The sequence below is a fragment of the Arthrobacter sp. 05T423 genome (assembly GCF_056396245.1).
In genome coordinates this window covers 416,738-439,625 of the sequence record NZ_JBFTLC010000001.1, presented here as the reverse complement: position 1 = coordinate 439,625, position 22,888 = coordinate 416,738, and the positions used below count along the sequence as shown (strand labels likewise).

Annotated in this window: 25 protein-coding genes; 6 read left to right on the top strand and 19 right to left on the bottom strand. The window is 67.2% G+C overall.

All coding sequences use genetic code 11. The features are described 5' to 3' along the window. Nucleotides 1-141: 141 nt before the first annotated feature. Nucleotides 142-1,152 carry a 3'-5' exonuclease gene (locus AC1DFE_RS02095; RefSeq protein WP_476904255.1) on the bottom strand — a complete coding sequence of 337 codons (1,011 nt, stop codon included), beginning with the start codon at nucleotides 1,150-1,152 and terminating at the stop codon, nucleotides 142-144. A 68-nt stretch (nucleotides 1,153-1,220) separates the two neighbouring features. On the opposite strand from AC1DFE_RS02095, the gene AC1DFE_RS02090 reads away from it, so the two are divergent. After that, on the top strand, nucleotides 1,221-1,994 hold the full coding sequence (locus AC1DFE_RS02090; protein ID WP_476904379.1) for a VTT domain-containing protein: 774 nt from the start codon (nucleotides 1,221-1,223) through the stop codon (nucleotides 1,992-1,994). 92 nt (nucleotides 1,995-2,086) lie between these two features. Here AC1DFE_RS02090 and rdgB read toward each other — a convergent pair whose 3' ends face one another. From rdgB to clpS, 6 genes are all read right to left on the bottom strand, one after another. Next, entirely contained in the window at nucleotides 2,087-2,749 is a 663-nt protein-coding gene (gene rdgB, locus AC1DFE_RS02085) for an RdgB/HAM1 family non-canonical purine NTP pyrophosphatase (protein WP_476904254.1), read from the bottom strand. Further along, a complete protein-coding gene (gene rph / locus AC1DFE_RS02080) occupies nucleotides 2,746-3,504 on the bottom strand; it encodes a ribonuclease PH (protein ID WP_078026682.1) in 759 nt (252 codons plus the stop codon). Before rph ends, rdgB begins: the two co-directional genes overlap by 4 nt. 40 nt (nucleotides 3,505-3,544) lie before the next feature. Then, a complete protein-coding gene (locus AC1DFE_RS02075; RefSeq protein ID WP_476904253.1) occupies nucleotides 3,545-4,342 on the bottom strand; it encodes an MBL fold metallo-hydrolase in 798 nt (265 codons plus the stop codon). Then, nucleotides 4,339-5,364 carry a glutamate racemase gene (murI, locus tag AC1DFE_RS02070; protein WP_476904252.1) on the bottom strand — a complete coding sequence of 342 codons (1,026 nt, stop codon included), beginning with the start codon at nucleotides 5,362-5,364 and terminating at the stop codon, nucleotides 4,339-4,341. The genes AC1DFE_RS02075 and murI overlap by 4 nt, the downstream gene beginning before the upstream one ends. 124 nt (nucleotides 5,365-5,488) lie before the next feature. After that, the gene (locus AC1DFE_RS02065; RefSeq protein WP_476904251.1) at nucleotides 5,489-6,055 is read right to left on the bottom strand and encodes a DUF2017 domain-containing protein; all 567 of its coding nucleotides are present in this window, start codon (nucleotides 6,053-6,055) and stop codon (nucleotides 5,489-5,491) included. Continuing rightward, nucleotides 6,048-6,428 carry an ATP-dependent Clp protease adapter ClpS gene (clpS, locus tag AC1DFE_RS02060; protein WP_476904250.1) on the bottom strand — a complete coding sequence of 127 codons (381 nt, stop codon included), beginning with the start codon at nucleotides 6,426-6,428 and terminating at the stop codon, nucleotides 6,048-6,050. The genes AC1DFE_RS02065 and clpS overlap by 8 nt, the downstream gene beginning before the upstream one ends. A gap of 96 nt (nucleotides 6,429-6,524) precedes the next feature. On the opposite strand from clpS, the gene AC1DFE_RS02055 reads away from it, so the two are divergent. Beyond that, nucleotides 6,525-7,853 (top strand): nicotinate phosphoribosyltransferase, encoded by a 1,329-nt coding sequence (locus AC1DFE_RS02055; protein WP_476904249.1) that lies wholly within the window; start codon nucleotides 6,525-6,527, stop codon nucleotides 7,851-7,853. Nucleotides 7,854-7,862: 9 nt separating this feature from the next. Then, nucleotides 7,863-8,498, top strand: a complete 636-nt coding sequence (locus AC1DFE_RS02050) for an isochorismatase family protein (protein WP_476904248.1) — start codon at nucleotides 7,863-7,865, stop codon at nucleotides 8,496-8,498. A 27-nt stretch (nucleotides 8,499-8,525) separates the two neighbouring features. On the opposite strand, the gene AC1DFE_RS02045 is transcribed toward AC1DFE_RS02050, so the two are convergent. From AC1DFE_RS02045 to AC1DFE_RS02010, 8 genes are all read right to left on the bottom strand, one after another. Further along, complete coding sequence (locus AC1DFE_RS02045) at nucleotides 8,526-10,304, bottom strand: DEAD/DEAH box helicase (protein WP_476904247.1); 1,779 nt, start codon at nucleotides 10,302-10,304, stop codon at nucleotides 8,526-8,528. Further along, a complete protein-coding gene (locus AC1DFE_RS02040) occupies nucleotides 10,304-10,645 on the bottom strand; it encodes a DUF3039 domain-containing protein (RefSeq protein ID WP_476904246.1) in 342 nt (113 codons plus the stop codon). Before AC1DFE_RS02040 ends, AC1DFE_RS02045 begins: the two co-directional genes overlap by 1 nt. 51 nt (nucleotides 10,646-10,696) lie before the next feature. After that, nucleotides 10,697-11,479 carry a glucosamine-6-phosphate deaminase gene (gene nagB, locus AC1DFE_RS02035; RefSeq protein WP_476904245.1) on the bottom strand — a complete coding sequence of 261 codons (783 nt, stop codon included), beginning with the start codon at nucleotides 11,477-11,479 and terminating at the stop codon, nucleotides 10,697-10,699. 91 nt (nucleotides 11,480-11,570) lie between these two features. Continuing rightward, entirely contained in the window at nucleotides 11,571-13,142 is a 1,572-nt protein-coding gene (locus AC1DFE_RS02030; RefSeq protein ID WP_476904244.1) for a transporter, read from the bottom strand. Further along, nucleotides 13,124-13,888: an ABC transporter ATP-binding protein gene (locus tag AC1DFE_RS02025; protein ID WP_476904243.1), complete on the bottom strand. Its 765-nt coding sequence runs from the start codon at nucleotides 13,886-13,888 to the stop codon at nucleotides 13,124-13,126. The genes AC1DFE_RS02030 and AC1DFE_RS02025 overlap by 19 nt, the downstream gene beginning before the upstream one ends. 57 nt (nucleotides 13,889-13,945) lie before the next feature. Beyond that, complete coding sequence (locus tag AC1DFE_RS02020) at nucleotides 13,946-15,043, bottom strand: NADH:flavin oxidoreductase/NADH oxidase (protein WP_476904378.1); 1,098 nt, start codon at nucleotides 15,041-15,043, stop codon at nucleotides 13,946-13,948. Nucleotides 15,044-15,048: 5 nt separating this feature from the next. Continuing rightward, the gene (locus tag AC1DFE_RS02015; protein WP_476904242.1) at nucleotides 15,049-16,029 is read right to left on the bottom strand and encodes a co-chaperone YbbN; all 981 of its coding nucleotides are present in this window, start codon (nucleotides 16,027-16,029) and stop codon (nucleotides 15,049-15,051) included. Nucleotides 16,030-16,108: 79 nt separating this feature from the next. Further along, nucleotides 16,109-17,878 (bottom strand): hypothetical protein, encoded by a 1,770-nt coding sequence (locus AC1DFE_RS02010; RefSeq protein WP_476904241.1) that lies wholly within the window; start codon nucleotides 17,876-17,878, stop codon nucleotides 16,109-16,111. A gap of 192 nt (nucleotides 17,879-18,070) precedes the next feature. Here AC1DFE_RS02010 and AC1DFE_RS02005 point away from each other — a divergent pair, with 192 nt between their 5' ends. Further along, on the top strand, nucleotides 18,071-19,435 hold the full coding sequence (locus AC1DFE_RS02005; RefSeq protein ID WP_476904240.1) for an AI-2E family transporter: 1,365 nt from the start codon (nucleotides 18,071-18,073) through the stop codon (nucleotides 19,433-19,435). Between the two features lie 65 nt (nucleotides 19,436-19,500). Here AC1DFE_RS02005 and AC1DFE_RS02000 read toward each other — a convergent pair whose 3' ends face one another. Next, nucleotides 19,501-20,298, bottom strand: a complete 798-nt coding sequence (locus tag AC1DFE_RS02000) for an alpha/beta hydrolase (protein WP_476904239.1) — start codon at nucleotides 20,296-20,298, stop codon at nucleotides 19,501-19,503. 59 nt (nucleotides 20,299-20,357) lie between these two features. Further along, nucleotides 20,358-20,714, bottom strand: a complete 357-nt coding sequence (locus AC1DFE_RS01995; protein ID WP_476904238.1) for an ATP/GTP-binding protein — start codon at nucleotides 20,712-20,714, stop codon at nucleotides 20,358-20,360. Nucleotides 20,715-20,842: 128 nt separating this feature from the next. On the opposite strand from AC1DFE_RS01995, the gene nucS reads away from it, so the two are divergent. Continuing rightward, on the top strand, nucleotides 20,843-21,538 hold the full coding sequence (gene nucS / locus AC1DFE_RS01990) for an endonuclease NucS (protein WP_476904237.1): 696 nt from the start codon (nucleotides 20,843-20,845) through the stop codon (nucleotides 21,536-21,538). Between the two features lie 295 nt (nucleotides 21,539-21,833). Further along, nucleotides 21,834-22,037, top strand: a complete 204-nt coding sequence (locus tag AC1DFE_RS01985) for a cold-shock protein (RefSeq protein ID WP_003804766.1) — start codon at nucleotides 21,834-21,836, stop codon at nucleotides 22,035-22,037. Nucleotides 22,038-22,161: 124 nt separating this feature from the next. Here the strand turns inward: AC1DFE_RS01985 and AC1DFE_RS01980 are convergent, their stop codons facing one another. Together AC1DFE_RS01980 and AC1DFE_RS01975 are read right to left on the bottom strand one after the other, a co-directional pair. Beyond that, a complete protein-coding gene (locus AC1DFE_RS01980; RefSeq protein ID WP_476904236.1) occupies nucleotides 22,162-22,593 on the bottom strand; it encodes a DUF2550 domain-containing protein in 432 nt (143 codons plus the stop codon). Nucleotides 22,594-22,603: 10 nt separating this feature from the next. Continuing rightward, nucleotides 22,604-22,888, bottom strand: coding sequence for a F0F1 ATP synthase subunit epsilon (locus AC1DFE_RS01975; protein WP_306924356.1), 285 nt, complete (start codon nucleotides 22,886-22,888; stop codon nucleotides 22,604-22,606).

Here is a 22,888-nt window from a genome sequence, read left to right as displayed (position 1 = left end):
AGCCCCCGGCGCTGCTGCAGGCCGAAGATGGGCCAGCCGAGGCAGAATCCGGCGAAGGCTACCAGCGAGCCGGCGCCGAGCAAACCCACGCCACGGGCGCCAGCCTTGGGAAAGGCGACGGCAGCACTCAAGCGGGAAGCTTTATTGCGCCATGTGTACCGGCGCGCCGCCCACCATCTGCAGGAACTCCCCCTCGGAAATCACCTCGATGGCCTGGCCGCGGTCGTGCAGTTCCAGGACGCGTTTGGCCTTTCCGGTGAGCCGGCCCGAGCGCAGGTCACCGGCCACGAAGCCGTCCCCCACCACCAGGACGCTGGTCCGCGCCGTGACCCGGCTTTCGGGGCGCGCCCCCAGTTCAGCGGACCGCGTCTTCGCTTCGGGCCGCGGAATCGCGAGCTGGCCTGTGAACACGACGGTCTGGCCGAACAGCGGATTCCCGGGTTCGGCGTCGGGATTGGGCTCAGGGTTTGGCCCCTCCTCAGGCCACCCGCTGCGGAACGGCCGGGCCGGGGCAGCACCGGCGCCGCCCGCGGCGGCGAGTGCCGAGACGGTGGCCTTCGAAAGCTCGCCGCTGAAAGGGTCGAACGCCGGCTGCTGGGGCAGGGACAGTCCCAGCGAAAGGTAGAGCTCGGCGACGCTGTTGGCCCGGTTTCGCCCCGCGATGTCGATGAGGATCCCGGCGCAGGCCCTTGCGTCCTCGGCCGCGTCGTGGTGGTTCACGAGCGGCACGCCTGCTTCCTCGGCGGCAAAGGGCAGCGAATTGGAAACCAGGGAGTAGCAGCGCCGGGACAGCATCACGGTGCACACGTAGTCGTAGGCGGGGCCCGGAAGCCCCGAGACCTCAAGGCCGGAGCGGATCACGCCGAGGTCGAAGGCAGCATTGTGGGCTGCGAGGATGTCGCCGCCGATGAACGCGCCGATCTCCGGGAAAAGCTCACCGAAGCGCGGCTTGCCCGCCACCTGTTCTGGCCTGATGCCGTGGACGCGGACGTTGTGATAGTCGAAGGAGTCGTGGTTTTCCGGCGGCCGCATGAGCCAGGAGGCTTCCTCGACGATGACGCCGCCGCGGACCTTGGTGAGGCCAACGGCGCACGGCGAACCGCGGAAGCCGTTGGCGGTCTCGAAGTCGATCGCCGTAAAGTCCAAACCCACGGGGACAACTGTAGCCCGGCGGGGGAACGGAACCCGTCAAGTACCCTTGAATCGTGAACTTTAATGCATTGAGCGACTTTGCCGTGCCCGCGCTGGGTGGCGCCGGCCCCGTCCAGCCGCATCTGGCATCCTTCCTGCCCGATTGGCTCAACCCCCAGGTCTTCCTGGCCGATCCGGCCCTCGCCCCCTGGGTTGTTCTGCTGGTGTGCGGGATCATCTTCGCAGAAACCGGACTGCTGATCGGGTTCTTCCTGCCCGGTGATTCCATGCTGTTTACGGCGGGCCTGCTCGTGGCCACCGACACGATCAAATTCAACATCTGGCTCTTCACCGCGCTGATCGTCGTGGCCGCAATCATCGGCAACCAGGCGGGCTACCTCATCGGCTCCAAGGCCGGTCCCGCCATCTTCAACAAACCGGACTCACGGCTTTTCAAGCGCGAGAACGTCGATAGTGCCCATAAGTTCTTCGAAAAGCACGGCGGCAAGGCCCTGATCCTTGCACGCTTTGTGCCCATCATCCGCACCTTTGTCCCCGTCATCGTGGGCGTTGCCCAGATGGACAGGCGCAAGTTCTTCCTCTTCAACGTCATCGGCGCTGTCCTGTGGGGCGGCGGCGTGACGCTTCTCGGCTTCGTGCTGGGCGACAAGGTTCCGTGGGTGCGCGAAAACCTGGACATCATCTTCATTGTCATTGTCCTGCTCTCGGTGATTCCGGTCGGCATTGAAGTGGTCCGCAGCATGACCGCCAAGCGCGCGGCTGCGGATTTCGGGTCGGATCCGGTGGATGAGTTCATCGAGGAGCACGAACCCGAGGCGGAGCGCAAGACGAATCTGGATTAACGCCGGCGGCCCGGCCGGGTTTCCGCTGCCAGCCGGACCACCACACGCAGAAAGGCACCTCACAAGGGAGGTGCCTTTCCTGTCTGTGGATATTAGCTGCCTGCCGGAACTTGGCGGAGGGCCTCGACGATCGAGGGAAGCAGCGCACGGAACGCCAGTCCGCGGTGGCTGATGGCGTTCTTCTCCTCCGGGCTGAGCTCGGCGCAGCTGCGGTCCAGGCCCGTGGGTTCCAGCACGGGGTCGTAGCCGAAGCCGCCATCGCCCCGCGGCTCGCGCAGCAGCGTGCCGGCCAACTGCCCATACTCCACCACTTCGCGGGCCCCGTCCGCGGATGCCGACGCCGGCACGGCGAGGGCCGCGGCGCACACGAAGGCGGCGCCCCGGTGGCCGTCCGGCACGTCTGACAGCTGGGCCAGCAGCAGTCGGAGGTTGGCGTCGTCGTCACCGTGGCGCCCCGCCCACCGCGCCGAAAAGATCCCCGGCGCGCCGCCAAGGACATCCACGGCCAGCCCGGAATCGTCGGCGATGGCGACCAGTCCCGTGGCCTCGGCCACGGCGCGCGCCTTCAGCAGCGAGTTTTCGGCAAAGGTCACCCCGGTTTCGGCGACGTCGGGCGCTCCGACGGCGGCCGCGTCGACCACCTGTGTGTCGACGTCGAGCCCCGGGACCTGCCCGCGCAGCAGCTCACGCAGCTCACGCAGCTTGCCGGCGTTGCGCGTGGCCAGCACCAGCCGGGGCGCGCTGTTCCCACTCACGGCGCTTCGGCAAGGGTCTCGCGCTGGATGGCGGCCAGCTGTTCGGTCCCCAGCAGGGCCAGGTCCAGCAGCTTGTTGAGCTCGTCCCGGTCAAAGGGTGCGCCCTCGGCCGTGCCCTGGACCTCCACGAACTTCCCGGAGCCGGTCACCACCACGTTCATGTCGGTTTCGGCGCGCACATCCTCGATGTACGGCAGGTCCAGCATCGGGATGCCGTCGATGATCCCCACCGACACGGCGGCGATGGTGTCCACCAGGGGCTGGGCGTTGCGCGCGATCATCTTGTTCTCACGGGCGAAGCGGATGGCCTCGGCGAGCGCCACGTAGGCGCCGGTGATGGCCGCCGTCCGGGTGCCGCCGTCGGCCTGCAGGACATCGCAGTCCAGCACGATGGTGTTCTCGCCCAGCGCCTTGGTGTCGATGATCGACCGCAGCGAGCGGCCGATCAGGCGGGAAATCTCGTGGGTGCGGCCGCCGATCTTGCCCTTCACGGACTCCCGGTCGGAGCGGGTGTTCGTGGCGCGCGGGAGCATGGCGTACTCGGCGGTCACCCAGCCCCGGCCCTCGCCCTTGAGCCAGCGCGGAACGCCTTCGGTAAGGGAAGCGGTGCACAGGACCCGGGTGTTGCCGAACTCGATGAGGGCCGATCCCTCGGCCTGCTTGGACCAGCCGCGGGTGATGCTGATGGGCCGGAGCTGGTCGGGGGTGCGGCCGTCGGCACGGATGACGGGGGCAGTGGTTGCTTCGGAAGTCATGCCTTTAGCTTATCGAGGCTGCACGTCATGCGGAGCCAGGTCAGACCGTGTAGTGCACGCCCGCCACGGCCACAGCCACGTCACCGGCAAAAGCGGGACGCGCCTCGGCCATGACTTTGGTCTGTGAGGTCCACACCGGAATATGGGTGAGCAGAAGGCGCCGGGCGCCGGCGGCAGTGGCTGCTTCCCCGGCCCGCTTGCCGGTCAGGTGGACGTCCTTGATGCCGTCGTCGCGGCCTTCCTCGAAGGCCGCCTCGCACAGGAAGAGGTCCGCATCCTTCGCCGCCTCCTCCAGCCCGCGGCAGGAGTCCGTGTCGCCCGAATAGGTCAGCACCCGGGTCACGGCGCCGCCCGCGGCACGCGGCTCGGTCACCTCCACGCGCAGCGCGTAGGCCTCCTCCACCGGGTGGTTCACGGCGAACGGCGTGACCGTGAAGGGGCCCACGGTGACGGACTGCCGCTCGGTCCAGTTGGTGAAGTCGAACTCCTCGTGCATCCCGGGATCCAGGTCCAGGCCGTAGGCGGTTGCCATCCTGTCGGCTGTGGCGGCGGGACCCCAGACGGGGATCCTTCCCCGGTCCCAGCCGCCGGGCTTCCAGCGCACCGCCACGTGCAGGCCGCAGAGGTCCATGCAGTGGTCGGGGTGCAGATGGGTGAGGAAGATCGCGTCGATGTCCTCGAGGTCGGTGTACCGCTGGATGGCACCCAGGGCCCCGCTGCCGAGGTCCATGACCACCTTCCACACGCGTTCACCGTCGGTTGCGGTCAGCAGGTAGCAGGAGGCGGGTGATCCGGGGCCCGGAAACGAGCCGGTGCAGCCGACGATGGTGAGCTTCACAGGACGGACCCCCCGGGGGCTGCTCCGCTGCCCGCGGCCTGCCCCACGAAGTTGGAGATGCGCGGGCGTGCGGCCGCGTTCCGCGCGGCCTCGATCATTTCCGGGGTGATCCGCGCCAGGCTGCCCGTCGGGTATTGCGCCGCGACGTGGTCAACATGCTTGACACTGAGCACCTCCGGCCCCAGGAACCTGCGGGCCAGCGCTTCGAACTGGCCGGGATCCCCGGTGGCGATGAAGCTGTGCTGCGGCGCCGCCGGGTCCGTCCGTTCGAGGCCGTTGGTGGCCAGCGCCCGGTAGACGTCCTTAGCGGTTTCTTCGGCGCTGGAGACCAGGGTGACGTCCTCGCCCATGACATAGGAGATCACGCCGGTCAGGAGCGGATAGTGCGTGCAGCCCAGCACCACGGTGTCCACGCCCGCTGCTTTCAACGGCTCCAGGTACTCGCGGGCGACGTCGAGCAGTTCCGGCCCCGTGGTGATGCCGGCCTCCACGTACGGCACGAACGCCGGGCAGGCCACGGAGGTGATCACCAGGTCAGGCGCCGCGGCGAACGTGTCCTCGTAGGCCCGCGAGCCCACCGTGGCGGAGGTGCCGATCACACCCACCCGTCCGCTGCGGGTGGCAGCCACGGCACGGCGCACCGCAGGCTGGATCACCTCGATGACGGGGATTCCGTAGCGGGCCGTGTAGCGCTCACGGGCGTCCCGGAGCACCGCGGCCGACGCCGAGTTGCAGGCTATGGTGAGCAGCTTGACGCCCGAGTCCACCAGCTCGTCCATGACGCCGAGGGCGTTGGCGCGCACCTCCGCGATGGGCAGCGGCCCGTACGGGCCGTGGGCGGTATCGCCGACATAGAGGATGGATTCGTTCGGCAGCTGGTCGATGATCGACCGTGCCACGGTGAGGCCGCCGACCCCGGAGTCAAAGACGCCGATCGGCAGCGATCCCACATTTACGCCGTCGGCCGTTGCGGACTCCGCTGCAGCCCCTGCTGCCGGATCCATGCTCGATGCTGAAGTCATGATTATTTGAGGATAGGTCTTCCCGGGAGGTGCGGCCATCACTTGTGGCGGGCGACTCATGTCGAATTTGTCACATTTGGCGCCGCGGAACAGCTCACGGCGGAACAGCTCACGGCGGAACAGCTCAGTGACGCGCCTCCAGTGACTGCAGCATCGCCTGCACGAGCGACTCCTGCAGCCACGTGGTGAAGTTATAGACGAGGGCGAGGTAGCTTTCAACGTCCTCGGCCTGCGACCAGTCCTGCATCTGGTGGACGTGGTCGGCGTCCGCCTCGTCCCGGAGGTCCAGTCGCTCGGCGAGGACCAGCCGCACGTCGTTGAGCGCCGTGGACCAGTGCCGGGCATCGGCAGGGGTCAGGATCAGGTCGTCCTTGTCCAGGCCTAGCGCGGCCGCGCGCAGCGCGCCGATCTTGCTTTCCCGGAGTGAGCGTTCGGTGAGCTGGCGGAACTCAAGGGAGGCCGCGGCGTCGTCCTTCACGGCGTTGGGCAGCAGCCGGCGGAGGGCGCGGTCGGACGGTTCGCGGGCCTCCATGTCGAGCCCGATCAGCGCGGCAAGCGGATCCTCGGAGCCGCGGTCGGCCGGCTCCAGCATGGAGATGACGTCGGCGAACAGGCTGCGCAGCAGCTCCCTCTCGGCCGGTTCCAGGAAACCGGTGATGCCCTTGAGTCCGTACTTGAAAGCCTTAGCCACGTTTTCCCTTGCCCTTGCCCGGTCCGCCGCGTTTGCCGCCCCCGCTGTCTCCGCCGGTGGCCTTCTCCACGGTGGCCCAGAGCCCGAACCCGTGCATCGCGACCGCGTGCTGCTCCACCTGTTCCTTGCTGCCGTGGGCAACGATGGACCGGCCCTTCCTGTGCACCTCGAGCATCAGCTTGTTGGCCTTGGTTTCCGAATAGCCGAAATAGCTCTGGAACACGTAGCTGACGTAGCTCATCAGATTGACGGGGTCGTTCCAGATGACAAGGTTCCAAGGGATGTCCGGGGCGGTCAGGGCGTCGGTGGACACCGCCGTTCCGGTCTGGATGCTCTCCTGGGTGTCAGGGCCGAGCGCAACGCTTAAGGTCATCTGTCCATTCTATGGCGATGCTGGGCCCACGCCGGCGGGGGCCCCGCGGCGAAGCGAAGCGAGACGTGGGAGCCGGTGGGGACTAGAGTGATTTTTGTGAGTACCTCCGCCGGCTGGGAGCAGCCCCGCACGTCCCTGTTCACCGACCATTACGAGCTGACCATGCTGCAGGGGGCCCTCCATTCCGGTGCCGCACACCGCAAGGCCGTGTTCGAGGCATTCGCTCGCCGGCTCCCGGATGGCCGCCGCTACGGGGTTGTGGGCGGAACGGGCAGACTGCTGGAAGGCATCATGGCGTTCCGGTTCGGCGACGCGGAGCTCGAATTCCTGGACCGCACCGGCGTGGTCAACAAGGAGACCCTGGACTATCTGGCCGATTTCCGGTTCAGCGGCGACATCTGGGGTTACGCCGAGGGCGACGCATACTTCCCCAACTCCCCCATCCTGATCGTCGAATCGACGTTTGCGGAGGCGTGCATCCTGGAGACGTACGTCCTGTCCGTCCTTAATCACGACAGCGCCATCGCGTCGGCCGCATCGCGTATGGTGATGGCCGCCGGCCAGCGGCCCTGCATCGAGATGGGGTCCCGCCGGACCCAGGAGGAATCCGCCACGGCTGCCGCCCGCGCCGCCGTCATCGCCGGCTTCGACAGCACCTCCAACCTGGAGGCCGGCCTGCGTTATGGCCTCAAGACGGTGGGCACCGCCGCCCACTCCTTCACACTCCTCCATGACACCGAGCGGGACGCCTTTGAGGCGCAGGTCGCCTCCCTGGGGGCCGGCACCTCGCTGCTGGTGGACACGTACGACGTCGAGACGGCCGTCCGTACGGCCGTGGACATCGCCGGGGACAAGTTGGGCGCCGTGCGGCTGGACTCGGGCGACCTGGTGGAGCAGGCCCAGTGGGTCCGGCAGTTGCTGGACAGTCTGGGCAACGAGCGCACCCGCATCACGGTGACCTCAGACCTGGACGAGTACGCGATCGCGGCGCTGCAGTCCGCCCCCGTTGATTCGTACGGCGTGGGCACGTCCCTCGTGACCGGCTCCGGCGCGCCAACCGCCAGCATGGTCTACAAGCTGGTGAGCCGGACCAACGCCGCCGGGGAGTTTGTTGCGGTGGCGAAGGCTGCGAAGAACAAGACGAGCAAGGGCGGCCGGAAGTACGCCCTCCGCCGGCTGAACAACCGCGGCACGGCCACCCAGGAGATCATCGGCGTGGGCCACCGCCCGGCCGACGACGGCAATGACCGCACGCTGCTGCAGCAGTTCATCAAGAATGGCGAACTCCTGCCGGGCTGGACCGGCCACGAAGGCGTCCTGCGTGCCCGGCAGCGCCACGCTGATTCGCTGGCCGAACTGCCAACGATTGTCCACCGCCTGCACCGCGGCGAGCCGGCAATCCCGACGCTCTACGAGGACAACTGAGGAGAACCGATGGCACGTGCACTCATCATCGTCGACGTCCAGAACGATTTCTGTGAGGGCGGCGCGCTTCCGGTGGACGGCGGGGCCGCCGTGGCCGGGGCCATCAGCGAGTACGTAGAGAACCACCACGGCCAGTTCGACCACATCGTGGCCACGCAGGACTGGCACGTCGATCCCGGCGCCCACTTCTCGGAAGCCCCGGACTTCAAGGACACCTGGCCGCCGCACTGCGTCGCGGGCACCCAGGGTGCCGAGCTTCATCCGGAGCTCGACACCGAACACATTCAGGCGTACTTCCACAAAGGCCTGTACACCGCGGCCTACTCCGGGTTCGAGGGCCTGCTGGCCCCTGAGGACGCCGTCCCCACCGGCGAGCGGCAGCCCGGCACCCTGCCCGGCGCGGCCGACCCCGGCTACGCGCCGGAGGAAGACGCGATCGGCCTCGACGACTGGCTCCAGAGCCACGACGTGGAGGACGTCGTGGTGGTGGGCCTCGCCACCGACCACTGCGTCATGGCCACATCCCTTGATGCCGTCCAGGCAGGCTATGCCGTCACCGTGATCAAGCGGCTGACGGCGGGCATCGCCGAGGACCTCGACGACGCCTACGCCGAAATGGAGCTGGGCGGCGTGGACCTCGAGTAGGTTCCTGCCCCGGTAGGTCCGGCCCCGCTATGTCCGGCCGATGAACCAGTCCTGAAGCTTCTTCAGCCTGGACTGCAGCTGCTCCTCATTGGCCTGCGCCACCGGAGGACCGCCGCAGACGGTCCGCAGCTTGGTGTGCACCACACCGTGCGGGGTGCCCGTCCGCGCAGACCAGGCCGCCACGTTCTTCGCCAACTCGTTCCGCAGGTCCATCAGCATCCGGTGGTCGGGTATTGCCGGTGCGGCGGGCGCAGCCGCGGGAGCCTGGCGTTTCTTCCGGCCCTGCTGCTCGTGCTGGCGCTGGCGCAGCAGCATGCCCACCTGCTCGGCGTCCAGCAGTCCTGGGATGCCGAGGAAGTCGAGTTCGTCCTCGGAGCCGATGTCGCCTCCGGTGCCGAACTCGCCGCCGTCGAACAGCACGCGGTCGAAGGACGCCTGCGAGTCCAGTGCCTCGAACTTGCCCTTGGTCAGGCTGTCCGAGGCCTTCTCCTCACGGTTGGCCTCGTCCATCAGCGACTCTTCGAGGTCCATCAGCCCGTCCGGGTCATCGCTCTTCGGCCGGTCCAGGGCATGGTCGCGTTCGGCTTCCATGCTGTTGGCCAGCGCCATCAGCTGGGGAACGGACGGCAGGAAGACCGAGGCCGTCTCGCCCCGTTTCCGGGAGCGCACAAAGCGCCCCACGGCCTGGGCGAAGAACAGCGGCGTGGACGTTGACGTGGCGTAGACGCCGACCGACAGGCGGGGCACGTCAACACCTTCGGACACCATGCGCACGGCAACCATCCAGCGCTTGTCGCCTGCGCTGAACTCCTCGATCTTGTCCGAGGCCTTCGCATCATCGGACAGAATCACCGTGGGCGACTCGCCCGTGATCTTCTTGAGCTGGCCGGCGTACGCCCGGGCGTCCTCGTGGTCGGTGGCGATCACCAGGCCGCCGGCGTCGGGAACGGACCGCCGGACCTCGCTAAGCCGCTTGTCCGCTCCCGCCAGGACGGCGGGGATCCATTCCCCGGCCGGGTTCAGTGCGGTCCGCCACGCCTGGGACGTGACGTCCTTGGTGACCGCCGCCTCGCCGAGGGAGGCGGCCATCTCGTCGCCTGCACTCGTGCGCCAGCGCATTTGCCCCGAATAAGCCATGAAGATGACGGGCCGCACCACGTGGTCGCGCAGCGCGTTGCCGTAGCCGTAGGTGTAGTCGGACTTCGAGCGCCGGATGCCCTCGCGGTCCTCGGTGTACTCCACGAACGGAATGGGTGAGGTGTCCGACCGGAAAGGCGTACCGGTCAGGGAGAGCCGACGGGCAGCGGGGTCGAACGCCTCGCGGAGGCCGTCGCCCCAGGACAGCGCCTCGCCGCCGTGGTGGATTTCATCAAGAATCACCAGGGTGCGGGCGGCCTCGGTCTTGGCCCGGTGGAGCAATGGCTTGCTGGCCACCTGGGCGTAGGTAACGGCCACTCCGACGAACCCGCGGCCGTGCTGGCCGTCCGAGTTCTTGAAGTTCGGATCGATGGCAATGCCGACGCGTGCCGCAGCGTCCGCCCACTGCCGCTTCAGGTGGTCAGTGGGCGCGACGATGGTCACGCGGTTCACCGTCCCGGCCTCGATGAGCATGGAGGCCACCCGGAGCGCAAAGGTGGTCTTGCCGGCACCGGGCGTGGCCACGGCCATAAAGTCGCGCGGAGCCTTGCTGAAGTAAAGGTCCAGGGCTTCCTGCTGCCAGGCACGGAGCTTCTGGGCGGTTCCCCAGGCTGCACGTTCCGGATAAGCCGGGGGCAGCGTGGGTCCGCCGAAGAGTGTCTCCGTCACTACTTGTTGTTGCCTGAATCTCCGCCGGGCCCCTTGCCGCCGTCGTTGCCCGGGCGGAGGCCGTCATAGACCTCTTTGCACTCGGGGCAGACCGGGAACTTCTGCGGATCCCGTCCGGGCGTCCAGACCTTGCCGCACAGCGCGATGACCGGTTCGCCCGTCAAGGCGGACTCCATGATCTTCTCCTTGCGCACATAGTGCGAGAAGCGCTCACGGTCGCCCGGCTCCACCTCCTGGCGCAGTTCCTCGCGCTCAATGGTTGCGGTGGACGATCCGGCGCCGGAAAGCTCACGCATGGGGTCGTTGTCGAGAGGATCCGTCATGCTACTCATGGCATCCATCTTAGCCGTTCCGCACGTGTGGCCGCGGGAGGACCCGGGCACCGGTTCCGGTTAGAGCCCCTGCCACTGCGGTTTGTGGTCGTAGGTGTGCCGGTAGTAGTCGGCGAGCTTCAGTGACGACGCCGCGGCCTCGTCCACCACGATGGAGGCGTGCGGGTGCAGCTGCAGGACCGAGGCGGGGCAGATTGCGGCGACAGGTCCCTCCACGAGGTCATGGACGGCCTGCGCCTTCTGGGCCCCCGTGGCCAGCAGGATGGCGTGGCGCGACTCGAGGATGGTGCCCAGCCCCTGGGTCACCACATGGTGCGGTACCTCGTCAAGGCTGCGGAAGAAGCGGGCATTGTCGCGGCGGGTCTGTTCGATGAGCGACTTAATCCTGGTGCGGGATGCCAGCGATGACCCCGGCTCGTTGAACCCGATGTGCCCGTCTGTGCCGAGGCCCAGAAGCTGCAGGTCGATGCCGCCACGCTCCCTGATCCGGTCCTCGTAGCCGCGGCAGGCCGCCGGGATGTCCGCGGCGCTTCCATCCGGTCCGAGGACATTGTCCGGGTTGATGTTGACCCGATTGGCGAAGTCGCGCCGGATCACCTCGCGGTAGGACTCCGGATGGCCGGGTTCCAGCCCGACGTACTCATCGAGGGTGAATCCGCACGCACGGCTGAAGTCCAGGCCGGCCCGTTCGTGTCGCCGGGCGAGTTCGTCATACACCGGCAACGGCGATGAGCCCGTGGCCAGTCCCAGCACGGCGTCGGGCTTGCTCCGCAGCAGGCTTTCCACCGCATCCGCCACGAGGGAGGCAATCTGCCTGCCGCCCGGAAGTATGACGACCTCCATGATCCGGCCTTTCTCTCAGGTGTCCTGTTAGTCAACCACGGCCGGTCCCGCCCGGCAGAAAAATTCAGGGCATGCAGCGGCTGACCGTCTTTCAGCGGTTAACCGAGACCTGGGCCAGGAGCTCCGGGCCTCGGGCATCGAGCCAGCGTCCGCCCACCCGGACTCCCACCGTGAACAGTGCCGCGCCGAGGACCGGGCCAAGTGCCAGGTTGATCCAGCCGAACAGCTGTTCTCCGGTCAGCAGCTGCGCGAGCACCAGGCCGGCCTCCGGGAGGACGAGCACCAGGAGGACGCCCATCCCGCCAAACTGCACGGCGAGGGTCTGCCCCACATTTCCCGGCGGCTTCTTGAACGGACTGTCGCCGGGAAGAGGCACGGCAATCGTGTAGCGGGCGGACACCACGGACGACAGGCCCAGCCCGGTCAGCAGCACTCCCACCGAGATCCCCAGGATGGCCGGACACCATGCCCAGTCCCCCGTTATGAAGAACGGCACGATGGCGAGGATCAGCACCGCGGGCAGCGCGAAGGCGAGGCAGGCCAGGGCGCGCCCGAGCCGGTCATGGACACCCCGCACGCCGGCGGCGACGTGCAGGGCAAAGGCGGTGTTGTCGTAGGACACATCCCCCGAAATGGACCACGCCAGCAGGAACGCCGTGAGCGGCCCGGTAATCATGAGGACGCCGTAGTCGTTGGTCTGGCTGCCCTGGAAAGCCAGCACAACCGGCAGCAGCGGAATGACCACCAGCGAACCGGAATACCGGGGGTCACGGAACCAGTACGTCAGGGAGCGCGCCGTGATTGCACCCGCCGGCGTCGCGGGCAGGAGGGAGAAGAGCCCCAGGCGACCACCCTTCCGGCGGCTGCTTCCGCTGTACGGCGGCGTCACCAGCGCGCGTTCCAGCAGCAGCTTCCAGCACCAGGAAAGTCCTGCGAGCGTGGCTGCGGCAATGAGCAGTTTCAGTGCCGCCGGGCCCGCCTGTCCGGTTTGGAGGTCGCCGCCCAGCGACCAGGCTGCCCCCAGCGGCGTCCAGGAAATCTTGCCCGCCAGGTCCGTCAGGAAGGCTCCCGAACCGGCCATGCCCTGGAAGATGCCGGCGGTGATCGGGCCCAGGAGAACCAGGGGAACCATGAAAGCGATTCCGCTGACGTCCTTGAACCGCCGGGAGGCCGCCAGGCTGGACGTTGCAGTGGTGACCACACGGGCGAACACCACACAGGTGAGCACGCCCAGGACAGCGCCAACCAGCGCGCCCGCCGCGGGCAGGACTCCGCGGGACCAGGTGACCACGGTGGCCAGGGAGACGAGCAGGGTGGCCAGCCCGGGGAGCCCGATGAGGCCGCCGAGGGCGAGGCCGGCCAGAAGCTGGGGCATGGGCACGGCCGACGTCGTGAACCGGGCAGGGTCCAGGGTCATGTCCACGGCCGAGGCAATGACGGGCACGATCCCCCAGCCCAGCAGAGCCACCGCGCCGCCAAGCACCACTACGGTCTGGGCCAGGGCCGGATCCTCCTGCCGGAGCAGGACCAGCAGCACCACGCACATGCCCACAATGAACAGTGCATACAGTGCAGCGACCGCCAGCCCCACCAGCTGCCACGGGCTGCGCTTCAGTCCGTTCCGCAGCAGCGTCAGCTTCAGCCTCAGAAGGTGCGCAACCATTCCAGCCCCTCCGTCTGGCTCCTGCCGCCCACGAGCTGCACGAACCGCTCCTCCAGGCTCGCCCCGGCGCGAACGTGGTCGACGGTTCCGGCAGCCAGGATCCGGCCCCCGGCAACCACGGCGACGTGGTCGCACATCCGCTGCACGAGGTCCATCACGTGGCTGGATACGATCACGGTGCCGCCGGTGGCCACATACCTGTCCAGGATGTCCCTGATGTTGGCGGCGGAAATGGGATCGACCGATTCGAAGGGCTCATCCAGCACCAGGACCCTCGGCGCATGGATCAGTGCGGACGCCAGCGCGATCTTCTTAGTCATGCCGGCGGAGTAATCAACCACCAGGGTGCCCGCATCCTGGCTGAGGTCGAGCGCAGCGAGCAGTTCCCCCACCCGGGCAGCCACCACGGCCCTGTCCATGCCCCGGAGCAGGCCGGCGTAGGTGACCAGCTGCTCACCGCTGAGCCGGTCAAAGAGCCGCACTCCGTCGGGCAGGATGCCCATCAGCTTTTTGGCTTCCAGTGGCTGCGCCCAGACGTCAACGCCGTGGACCACCGCCGTTCCAAAGTCCGGGCGGAGCAGGCCCGTGGCCATGGACAGGGTGGTGGTCTTGCCGGCACCGTTGGGTCCGACGATGCCGAAGAACGAACCGGCGGGGACGTCGAGGCTAATGCCGTCCACCGCAATCTTGCTGCCGAAGCGCTTGGCAAGCCCCCTGATCGAAAGGGCCGTTAAGGGAGTGCTCATGCTCTCACCCTAGCCGCGGCGTGTCGCCCGGGGGATCCTCCGGAAGGAGTAGAAACCTCAGAACGTGCGGCGCGGCACGGCCCGTTCGTATTGCGGCGCCCAACGCAGGTCATGGCCGAGTTCAAAGGCTGCCCGAAGCCACCAGTGCGGATCCCGCAGTGCCGCCCGTGCGATAAAGACGCCGTCGGCCTGGCCGGTGGCCACCACGTGCTCGGCCTGCCCGGGGGACGTCAGGAGCCCCACCGTGCCGGTGGCGACTCCGGTCTCGCGCCGGATCGTGGCCGCGAACTCAGTCTGGTACCCCGGCCCCGGCTGGATCTGCTGGCGCGCCACCGCCCCGCCGCTGGACACGTCGACGAGGTCCACTCCGCGCGCGGCGGCCTGCGCGGCCAGACTGACCGAGTCCTCGACGCCGATGCCGCCTTCAGCCCAGTCGGTGGCGGAGATCCTCAGCAGCAGTGGCATGGAGTCCGGGATTACGTTGCGGACGACGTCGATGACGGCCAGAGTTAAACGGTTCCGCCCCTCCGCATCGCCGCCCCAGGCGTCTGTGCGGTCGTTGATGAGCGGGCTTTGGAACTCGTGGAGGAGATATCCGTGGGCGCCGTGCAGTTCGATGGTGTCAAAGCCGATATCGACGGCGCGGGACGCTGCGGTGGCAAAATCCGCGATGACGCGCTTGATGTCGTCCTCGGTCATGGCCGCGGGCGGCGCGTAGCCGTCGAAGGCCTGGGCGCCCGGACCCACTGACTGCCAGCCGCCGTCGGACGCCGGAACCGATCCGTTTCGGCCGGAAAACGGCCAGTACGTGGACGCCTTCCGTCCTGCGTGCGCGAGCTGGGCACCGATCTTGGTGTCAGCGACGCCGTGGCGGTGCACAAAGCGGACGATCCTCTCCCACCCCGCCGCCTGGTCGTCGTTGTAGAGCCCCGCGTCGCGCGGACTGATGCGCCCCTGGGCATTCACTGCCGCAGCCTCGGTCAGGATGAGTGCCGCTCCCCCGGCGGCGAAAGATCCGAGGTGCATGAGGTGCCAGTCGTTCGGCACGCCGGGCGCATCGCCGGGCTCGCAGCTGTACTGGCACATCGGTGAAACCCAGCCGCGGTGCTGCAGTTCCAGGGACCGCAGCGTCAGGGGCTGGAACAGCGCGGGCACCGCCACTAAAACAGCACCCGGGCCAGGGCCTGGCGGGCCTTGCCCACGCGCTCGTCAGTGGTCCCGACAACTTCGAAGAGCTCGAGCAGGCGCACGCGGGCGGACTCACGTTCCGGCCCGAAGTTCCTGCCGATGAACGTCACCACGCGGTTCAGGGCATCCTCGACGTGACCGCCGGCAAGATCAAGGTCAGCAACGCCGAGCTGGGCCGTGAGGTTGTCGGGCTCGTCCGCGGCAAGCTGGCGCAGCGCCTCGCCTTCGGGCCCGGAAAGACTCTGCAGGCGTTCCATGAGTTCCACCTGCGCCAGGCCCGCCTTTGCCTCCGCGTCCGCCGGCATCTCGGTGAGCGCCTGCCGGTAGGCAGCGGCCGCAGCGGCATAGTCGCCCTCTTCAATGGCGTCGTAGGCCTGCTGGTGAAGCGGCGGCAGAGGAGCAGGGGCGGATTCGTCGGATGTKCCCGCGCCGCCGACCTTGCCCGTCACACCGTTGGCCGCGGCGACCGTGAGCAGTTCGTCCAGCAGGGGCCGGATCTGCTCCTCGTCAGCGCCGCCCTGGAAGAGCGGAACCGGCTGGCCTTTGAGCACGGCGACGGCGGTGGGAACGGCCTGCACCTGGAACGCCTGCGCCAGTTGCGGGAAGGCTTCGATGTCCGCAGCGGCGAGGACCAGCCGGCCGCCGTAGCTCGGGATGATCCGGTCAAGCGCATCCAGCACGCCGGTGGATTCGGGCGAATAGGCGGCCCAGAGGGCAAACACCACGGGCACCTGGGCGGACACCTCCACAAGGCTCTGGAAGTTTGCCTCGGTGACGTCGACCCGAAGGGCCGGTCCGCCGTCGGCCTGCTGGGCCTGCGGAGCGTCCCCCGCGGGGGCATTGGCCGGCACCGGCGGTGCCGGCCGCTGCTTGAGTGAGGAGAGATCGACGGCGCCGCGAAGGTTAAGCTGGCTCGCGGCCGAAGGGACAGGGCGGGAAGCTGGCGAACTCATAGCCCCCACTCTAGCCACAAGAGCGGCCGCAGTAAGCACCGCGGCCGCTCCAGTGTCGGCATGTTTACGGAAAGCCCGCCTACTTGAAGCTGGCGCCAACCAGTCCGCGCGTGGCGGCCACAAGCTTCATCGGATCCTTCGAGGTGGCCGGCGGCACATAGACGGCCACGGATTCGGCGAACTTCAGCACCATCCCGGTGGTGGTCTCCTTGCCGCCGGCGAGGACTGCTGCATCGTTGCCGATGGAGAGCTTGTCGCCTTCCGCCTTGGGGGTTCCGTCGAAGTTGAACGTCAGGCGGCCAAGGACTAGGGCCCCGCCGTCCTCCGTCCGGAAGACGACGGTGTTCTCCGGAACAACCTTGTGCGTGAACGCGAACTTGCCGTCGACGCCGGCCTTCACGATGTCAGCCTGGTAGGACAGCGTGTCCGCGATGTACGGGGACGATTCGCCTTCAACGAGCTTGCTCTTGAATGTGGAGTTGGACTTGGTCAGCCGGTCCGCCAGCCCGGCGAGCGCTTCCTGTCCGCTGTAGAGCAGTCCAGACTTGTCCCCTGCGGCAAGCGACTCCGTGCCGCCGCGGACGATCGCCGGGAAGGTCGTGCCCGGCTGCAGCGGGGACGTGCCTACGAGCTTGTAGTTCTCCCGCGGGGAATTCTGGACGAGGGTGAGCAACTGCGGCACAACGTTGCCATCGCCCTGCGTGACGGCCAGGACGGAGCGCGGCCATTCGCGCTTGTCCGTGACCACCGTGGTCAGGAGCTTTGTGGAACGCACAGGCATGCGCGCATCGTAAGAGGCCACCCGGGACCTGATCTTGTAATTCTGGGTGCGGACCTCAAGCTCCGTCCCGGCAACGCGGGCGGCGAGCTTCTTGGCGTCCTTGGCGGCGTCACCGGCGTCGGCGGCGCTGGCCACCTGTTCCAGGATGCGGCGGAACTGGGCGTCCAGGACCACCGGCGTGCCGCCGGCCGCGGGAGACGCGCTAGCCGCGGATCCACTCGTCGTGGAAGCCGGCGCGGCTGAGGTGCCGGCCTGGGCGGCGGCAGCGGTGCCGGCCAGTACGGCAGCGGTGGTGGCCGCAACCACCACGCTGAGCCGTGCGGAGGAGGACCGTTCGCCGGCCTTGGCCGCCGCCTTGGCGCGGGCGCGCCGCGCAAACGGGCTGCCCTGCTTGTTGCTGCCCTTGTCGGCGGAGCCGCCGCTTGCGGACCCGTTGTCCGGTGATCCGTTGTTCTGGGACCCGCCCTTGGGCTTGAGGACCAGCAGTGCCCCGCCGGCAAGAATCAGGAGCCCGCCGAGAACCATGAGCGGCACGGCCCACGGCATGGAGGTGTCATTGGGGAACGTCATGGAAATGGACGACGGCGCGGGCTTCTTTCCGTCTGCTGCGAGCAGCAGGGACCAGTCGCCGTCGGCCGGGGCGGACCACGTGTAGTCCATCTCGCCGCTGGCGTTCTCGGTGCTGACCCAGAGATCTGAGCCGGCGGGCGTCGGCGCGCTGGCTTCACCGTCGGTGTGCTTAACCTGCAGCGACTTCTTGTCGTCGGAGAGTCCGGTGACCGTGTTGTGCGCGGTCTTGCCCACCCAGGCGTCAACGTCATCCGGGCGTCCGGCCGCGAGCAGGAAGCTACCCTCACCCTTGACCTTGATGGTGACTGTTCCGCCCTCGAGGGTGCGGAGTTTCTGGTCGATAACGGTCAGGGGCGCGGCTTCGCCGGCGGAAGCCGTTGCCGTTACTGTCTCGGCGGGAGCCCAGAAGGTCTTCTGCCCGATGCCGGCCAGCAGTGTCAGGAGGCCGAGCAGCACAAGTGCAACTGCAGTCTTGAAACGCAAAGGAATACCTATCATCAGCGGGGGTTTACCTCCAATAGTAACCGTTTTGTTACCAATAGGCCGGATCGGGGGGAACGGTGCCCCCGCTCCCACTCCGGTCAATCGCCTCCCATCCGGGTATTCACAAGGCTGCTGATAGTGTTTGCGATGATCATCACATCCGGCCCGCAGCCGCGGCGCCACGCACCGTAAAGGCATCAAAAAGCAGTGACTGAACACACGGATCCGTCCAAGAGCGGCCCCGACGATCTGCCCGACGCCGACTCCCCCCAGAGCCTGCCGGCACCATGGGACACTGCTGCACACAACGCGGCAGCCAACGGCACCGCGCCACAGCCCACGCCGCCGAAGCCCACCAGGAAGAAAGGCCGCCCCGCCGCCTTGGGTGCTGTGTTGCGGCGCCTGCGCCAGCCAATCCCCGGCGCCCAGCCCAGGCTCCGGTTTGAGTTCCCGCCGGAGCATCCCGACAACTTTGGGACAGAAAATGTCGGCGAACCAGGGGACACCGCACGTTTCGGTTCCCCCGGTCCCCGCATCTCGGCCCAGCACCCGCTGTACCTGGGATTCATGGGCACCGTGGGTGTGGGCCTGGCCCTGCTGGTCTACTGGATCGGATCCCACACCACCCAGCTCCTGCTCTGGATCGTGGCTGCCCTGTTCATCGCCCTCGGCCTGGACCCGGTGGTGCGCTGGCTGGAGGGCCGGAAGATTCCCCGGCCCGCCGGCATCCTCGTGTCGGTGTCCGTGCTGATGCTCGCTGTGGTCGGCTTCTTTGCCACGCTCATCCCCACGATCGTGGAGCAGGTCACCGAGCTCGTGAAGCAGGCCCCGGTGTGGGTGCGCGACTTCATTAACTCGGATTTCTTCCGGACGGTGGACAACCAGTTCGGCGTGCGCGACCGCATCACCGAGGAGCTGGACAAGTTCGTCAAGAACCCGGAGGCCATGAGCGGCATCTTCGGCGGCGTCGTCGGTTTCGGCTCCACAGTGGCCAACGGCCTGTTCGGCACGCTGATCGTGCTGGTGCTGAGCCTTTACTTCCTTGCCGCACTGCCGGCGATGAAAAAGTGGGGCTACCGGCTGGCACCCCGCTCCCGGCGCTCCCGGGTCGAGGCGCTGTCGGAGGAGATCACCCGCTCAGTGGGCAACTACGTCATCGGCCAGGCCGTGGTGGCCCTCCTGAATGCCACGTTCGCCTTCATCGTCATGTCCATCATCGGCGTGCCGTTTGCCGTGCTGCTGACGTTCGTCGTGGCACTGCTGGCCTTTATTCCGCTGGTTGGCGGGCTGATCGCCGGCCTGGTGGTCATCCTGATCACGCTCACGCTGGGCTGGCAGTCGGCCCTCGCCTACGCCATCTGCTACTTCGCCTACCTTCAGTTCGAGGCGTACTTCATCTCACCGCGCATCATGCAGAAGGCCGTCGCGGTGCCTGGCGCTGTCGCAGTGATCTCAGTGATCGCCGGAGGCAGCCTGCTCGGCGTCCTGGGCGCGCTCATAGCCATCCCGACGGCGGCCGCCATCCTGCTGCTGGTCAAGGAGATCTACATCGTCCGCCAGGACAAGCATTAGCTCAGGCAAGCATTAGCTCAGGCAAGCATTAGCTCAGCAGGCACCAGCGCCGGCGACCGCCAGCCTCAGACGGCGGTGGCCACGGGACCTTCCCACTCCTGCGGCAGGCCTGCGGCGCCGGAACCGTGGCGCGTGACGTCGTCGACGATTTCGTTGAGTACCCGCGCGGCCTGTTTCTCCCCCACCCACAGGTGCTTGGCGCCGTCCACTCCCACCACCCTGGCCTGCGGCACGAGGCTGAAGCGGGCTTCCGCGGCGGCGGGCCGGAGGTAGTCGTCGTGCTCCGGCACCAGGACGGTCAGCGGCTTGCCGGACGCCGCCCACTGCCGGAGGTGATCGTCGGTGGCTCGGTGCAGGGGCGGGGACAGCAGCACGGCGCCCTCCACCTGGGAGGCCACCGGCTCCACGGCGCCGTACATGAGGGCGAGTTCGGTTCCGAAGGACCAGCCGACGAGCCAGCGGTTGGGCAGCTCCCGCTCGACGGCGAAGCGCACCGCGGCCTCGACGTCGTACCGCTCGCCGATGCCTTCTTCAAACGTTCCGTCGCTGGTTCCGCGCGGCGATGATGTGCCCCGGGTGTTGAAGCGCAGCACGGCCACCCCGGCCAGCGCCGGCAGCCGGTACGAGGCCTTGCGGTACACGTGGGAATCCATGAAGCCGCCGTGCGTGGGCAGCGGATGCAAGGTGATCAGCGTGGCGGTGACCGGACCCGAATCCGGCAGGGCGAGTTCGCCTACCAGGGTGTGGCCGTCCTCGGTGCTGATCTCGATGTTTTCGCGCCGGGCGGGAAGCACCGTTGAGGCGCGGATGGCGGTAGCGGCCGATGGCTGGCTGAAAACGTACGACGCCGGGTCAAAAGTCATGCGCACCAGCTTATCTTCCGGCCGGGTTGCTCCGGACACGGCCCACACGGCCGTCTGGCCTACCGGTAGCGGAAGTTACGGGATGTCCAGCAGTTGGTGTGCCAGTGGCGCCGCTCGGCTAGTCCCGCGGCAGCCCCGAACAGATGGTCGTCCGCCCAGACCACAAGGTGGGCGATGCCGGGCGGTACAGCGGTGGAGCAGCCCGGGCAGATGTACGTCTTTTCGGCGTTGCGGGCCGTCATGGTCCGCACTATCCAGTCGCCGTCGGGCGCGCTTTCCCGGCGGGCGAATCCTGCCCGGGCACGCTCCAGGTCAAGTTCCGGTGGGTGACCTCCGCCATGCTTCCCTCCGCCGGGAGCGTTTCCGGACGGACCGCGCCCGGTCTTGGCGCGGCGGGGACGGTTGGAGCGGGGCATGCCTCCATTCTGCCCCAGCCGGCGCCCCGGCCCCGCCCCGCGTGACACCGCGCGACTGCACGCCAAGCCTTGTGCCGTTGACGTCGGCCCGGCAGAGAAGGCACCGCAGAGAAGGTAGGGTGTAGGGCGTGCGTCTCGTCATAGCCCGTTGCTCCGTTGATTATGTTGGCCGGCTCAAAGCCCATCTCCCCCTCGCCACCCGGCTCCTTCTGGTGAAGGCCGACGGTTCCGTGCTGGTGCACTCCGACGGCGGCTCCTACAAGCCCCTGAACTGGATGAGCCCGCCCGCCACCCTCCGCGTCTCCTCCCCGGAGGACGCCGACATAGAACTGGGCGTCGTCGAACAGTGGACCGTTCAGTCGGCCAAGACGGACGACCGGCTCATCATCAACATCCACGAACAGCTCCACGACACCTCGCACGAGCTGGGACAGGACCCTGGCCTGATCAAGGACGGCGTCGAGGCAGACCTGCAACGGCTGCTCGCCGACCAGATCGAGACGCTCGGCGAAGGGTTTTCCCTGATCCGGCGGGAATACTTCACGGCCATCGGCCCCGTGGACATCCTTGCCCGGGATGCCGACGGGTCCACCGTTGCCATTGAACTGAAGCGCCGCGGCGACATCGACGGCGTGGAGCAGCTGACGCGCTACCTCGAGCTGCTCAACCGTGACCCGCTGCTCGCGCCGGTGCGGGGTATCTTTGCCGCCCAACAGATCAAGCCGCAGGCCAGGGTGCTCGCCACGGACCGCGGCATTGACTGCGTGACCCTGGATTACGACGCAATGAGGGGCGTTGACGACGTCGAATCCCGGCTTTTCTGACGGCATGTTGGAACCCACTGGACCGTAGCCAAGGGGTGATCGGGCGTTTACTCCGGATTTGCCCAAAATTTGCCGGAATCCGCCGTTTTGCCCGTTGACCTGACCGTTTACCCGTGAAATTCTTGTATCAGTCTTTGTGTAGGTGTTTTTCATGCTCGCAAGACATGTTGCGAGCGCGAAGCTCCTGCAAAGCGATTCCGGTTATCCGGAGTGCAGGCCAGGATTCTTCTCGCGGAGTAACCAAGACCAGTACGAGGTGTACTGGCCTTAAAAGTTCCATACTGAGGAGAAATAAATGGCACAGGGAACCGTCAAGTGGTTCAACGCTGAAAAGGGCTTCGGCTTCATCACCCCGGATGACTCCGACGGCGATGTCTTCGTTCACTACTCCGAGATCCAGACCGGCGGCTTCAAGACCCTCGACGAGAACCAGCGCGTTCAGTTCGAAATCGGCCAGGGCGCCAAGGGACCGCAGGCCACGGGCGTAACCGTAGTCTAATTTGTCTCAAACTAAATGATCCTCGGCATTCGTGCCGGGGATCATTTTTTGTGTCACAAATATTTTCAGATGTTGAAACATTCAGCAGCGGCGGCGCATTCGCGTAGCTGGGCGGCAGGAGCGTTCAGCGCCAGGTCCCCACGCCGATGACCGGTCCGGCTTCCAGCCACGAGGACAAACCCGTGTAGGCGTCGAACTTCATGGCCAGGAAAACGTCCTCACCCTCGTACCGCAACTCCACGATCACGACGTCAGGTTGAACCTTGACCAGCTCAGCCTCCGTCGGCTGGCGCCGGCCCAGCAGCTCAAGCGAGCTCCGTTTAAAGCGATGGCGGGGCCGGACGCTCAGCGAGAGCAGCTTGAACCACTCAAGCTCATTGTCCTGATAACGACAAACCCCCATCCGCCAGCTCTTTCCAGCCGTACGAATGGAGGCGTCCACCGTGCCCAGGGCGCGCCGCAGATTGAAGCGGCGCACCCCAAAAAGGCACAGTGTAAAAATCAGCACCGCAAACACGGTTGCTATGGCGATGAACGGCAAGGAAGTAACGTCCATCAGGGTTGTGCTATCGGATCCCCGCAGTGGCCGCGTCACCCAGTTGGGCGTTGTCAGCAACAATTACCACCCGGTTGTTGTCGACGGAGAAGAATCCGCCGTCAACATCTACGGCAATGCGGTCGCCGGAAACCGGCTCGATTGCCAGCTGACCCTCGGCCAAAATCGCCAGCACGGGCGAGTGGCCGGGCAGGATTCCGATTTCACCATCGCTGGTGCGGGCCTTGACCATCTTGGCCGCCCCGGACCACACAAAGTGGTCCGCTGCGACAATCTCAACCTCAAGCTCAGCCAT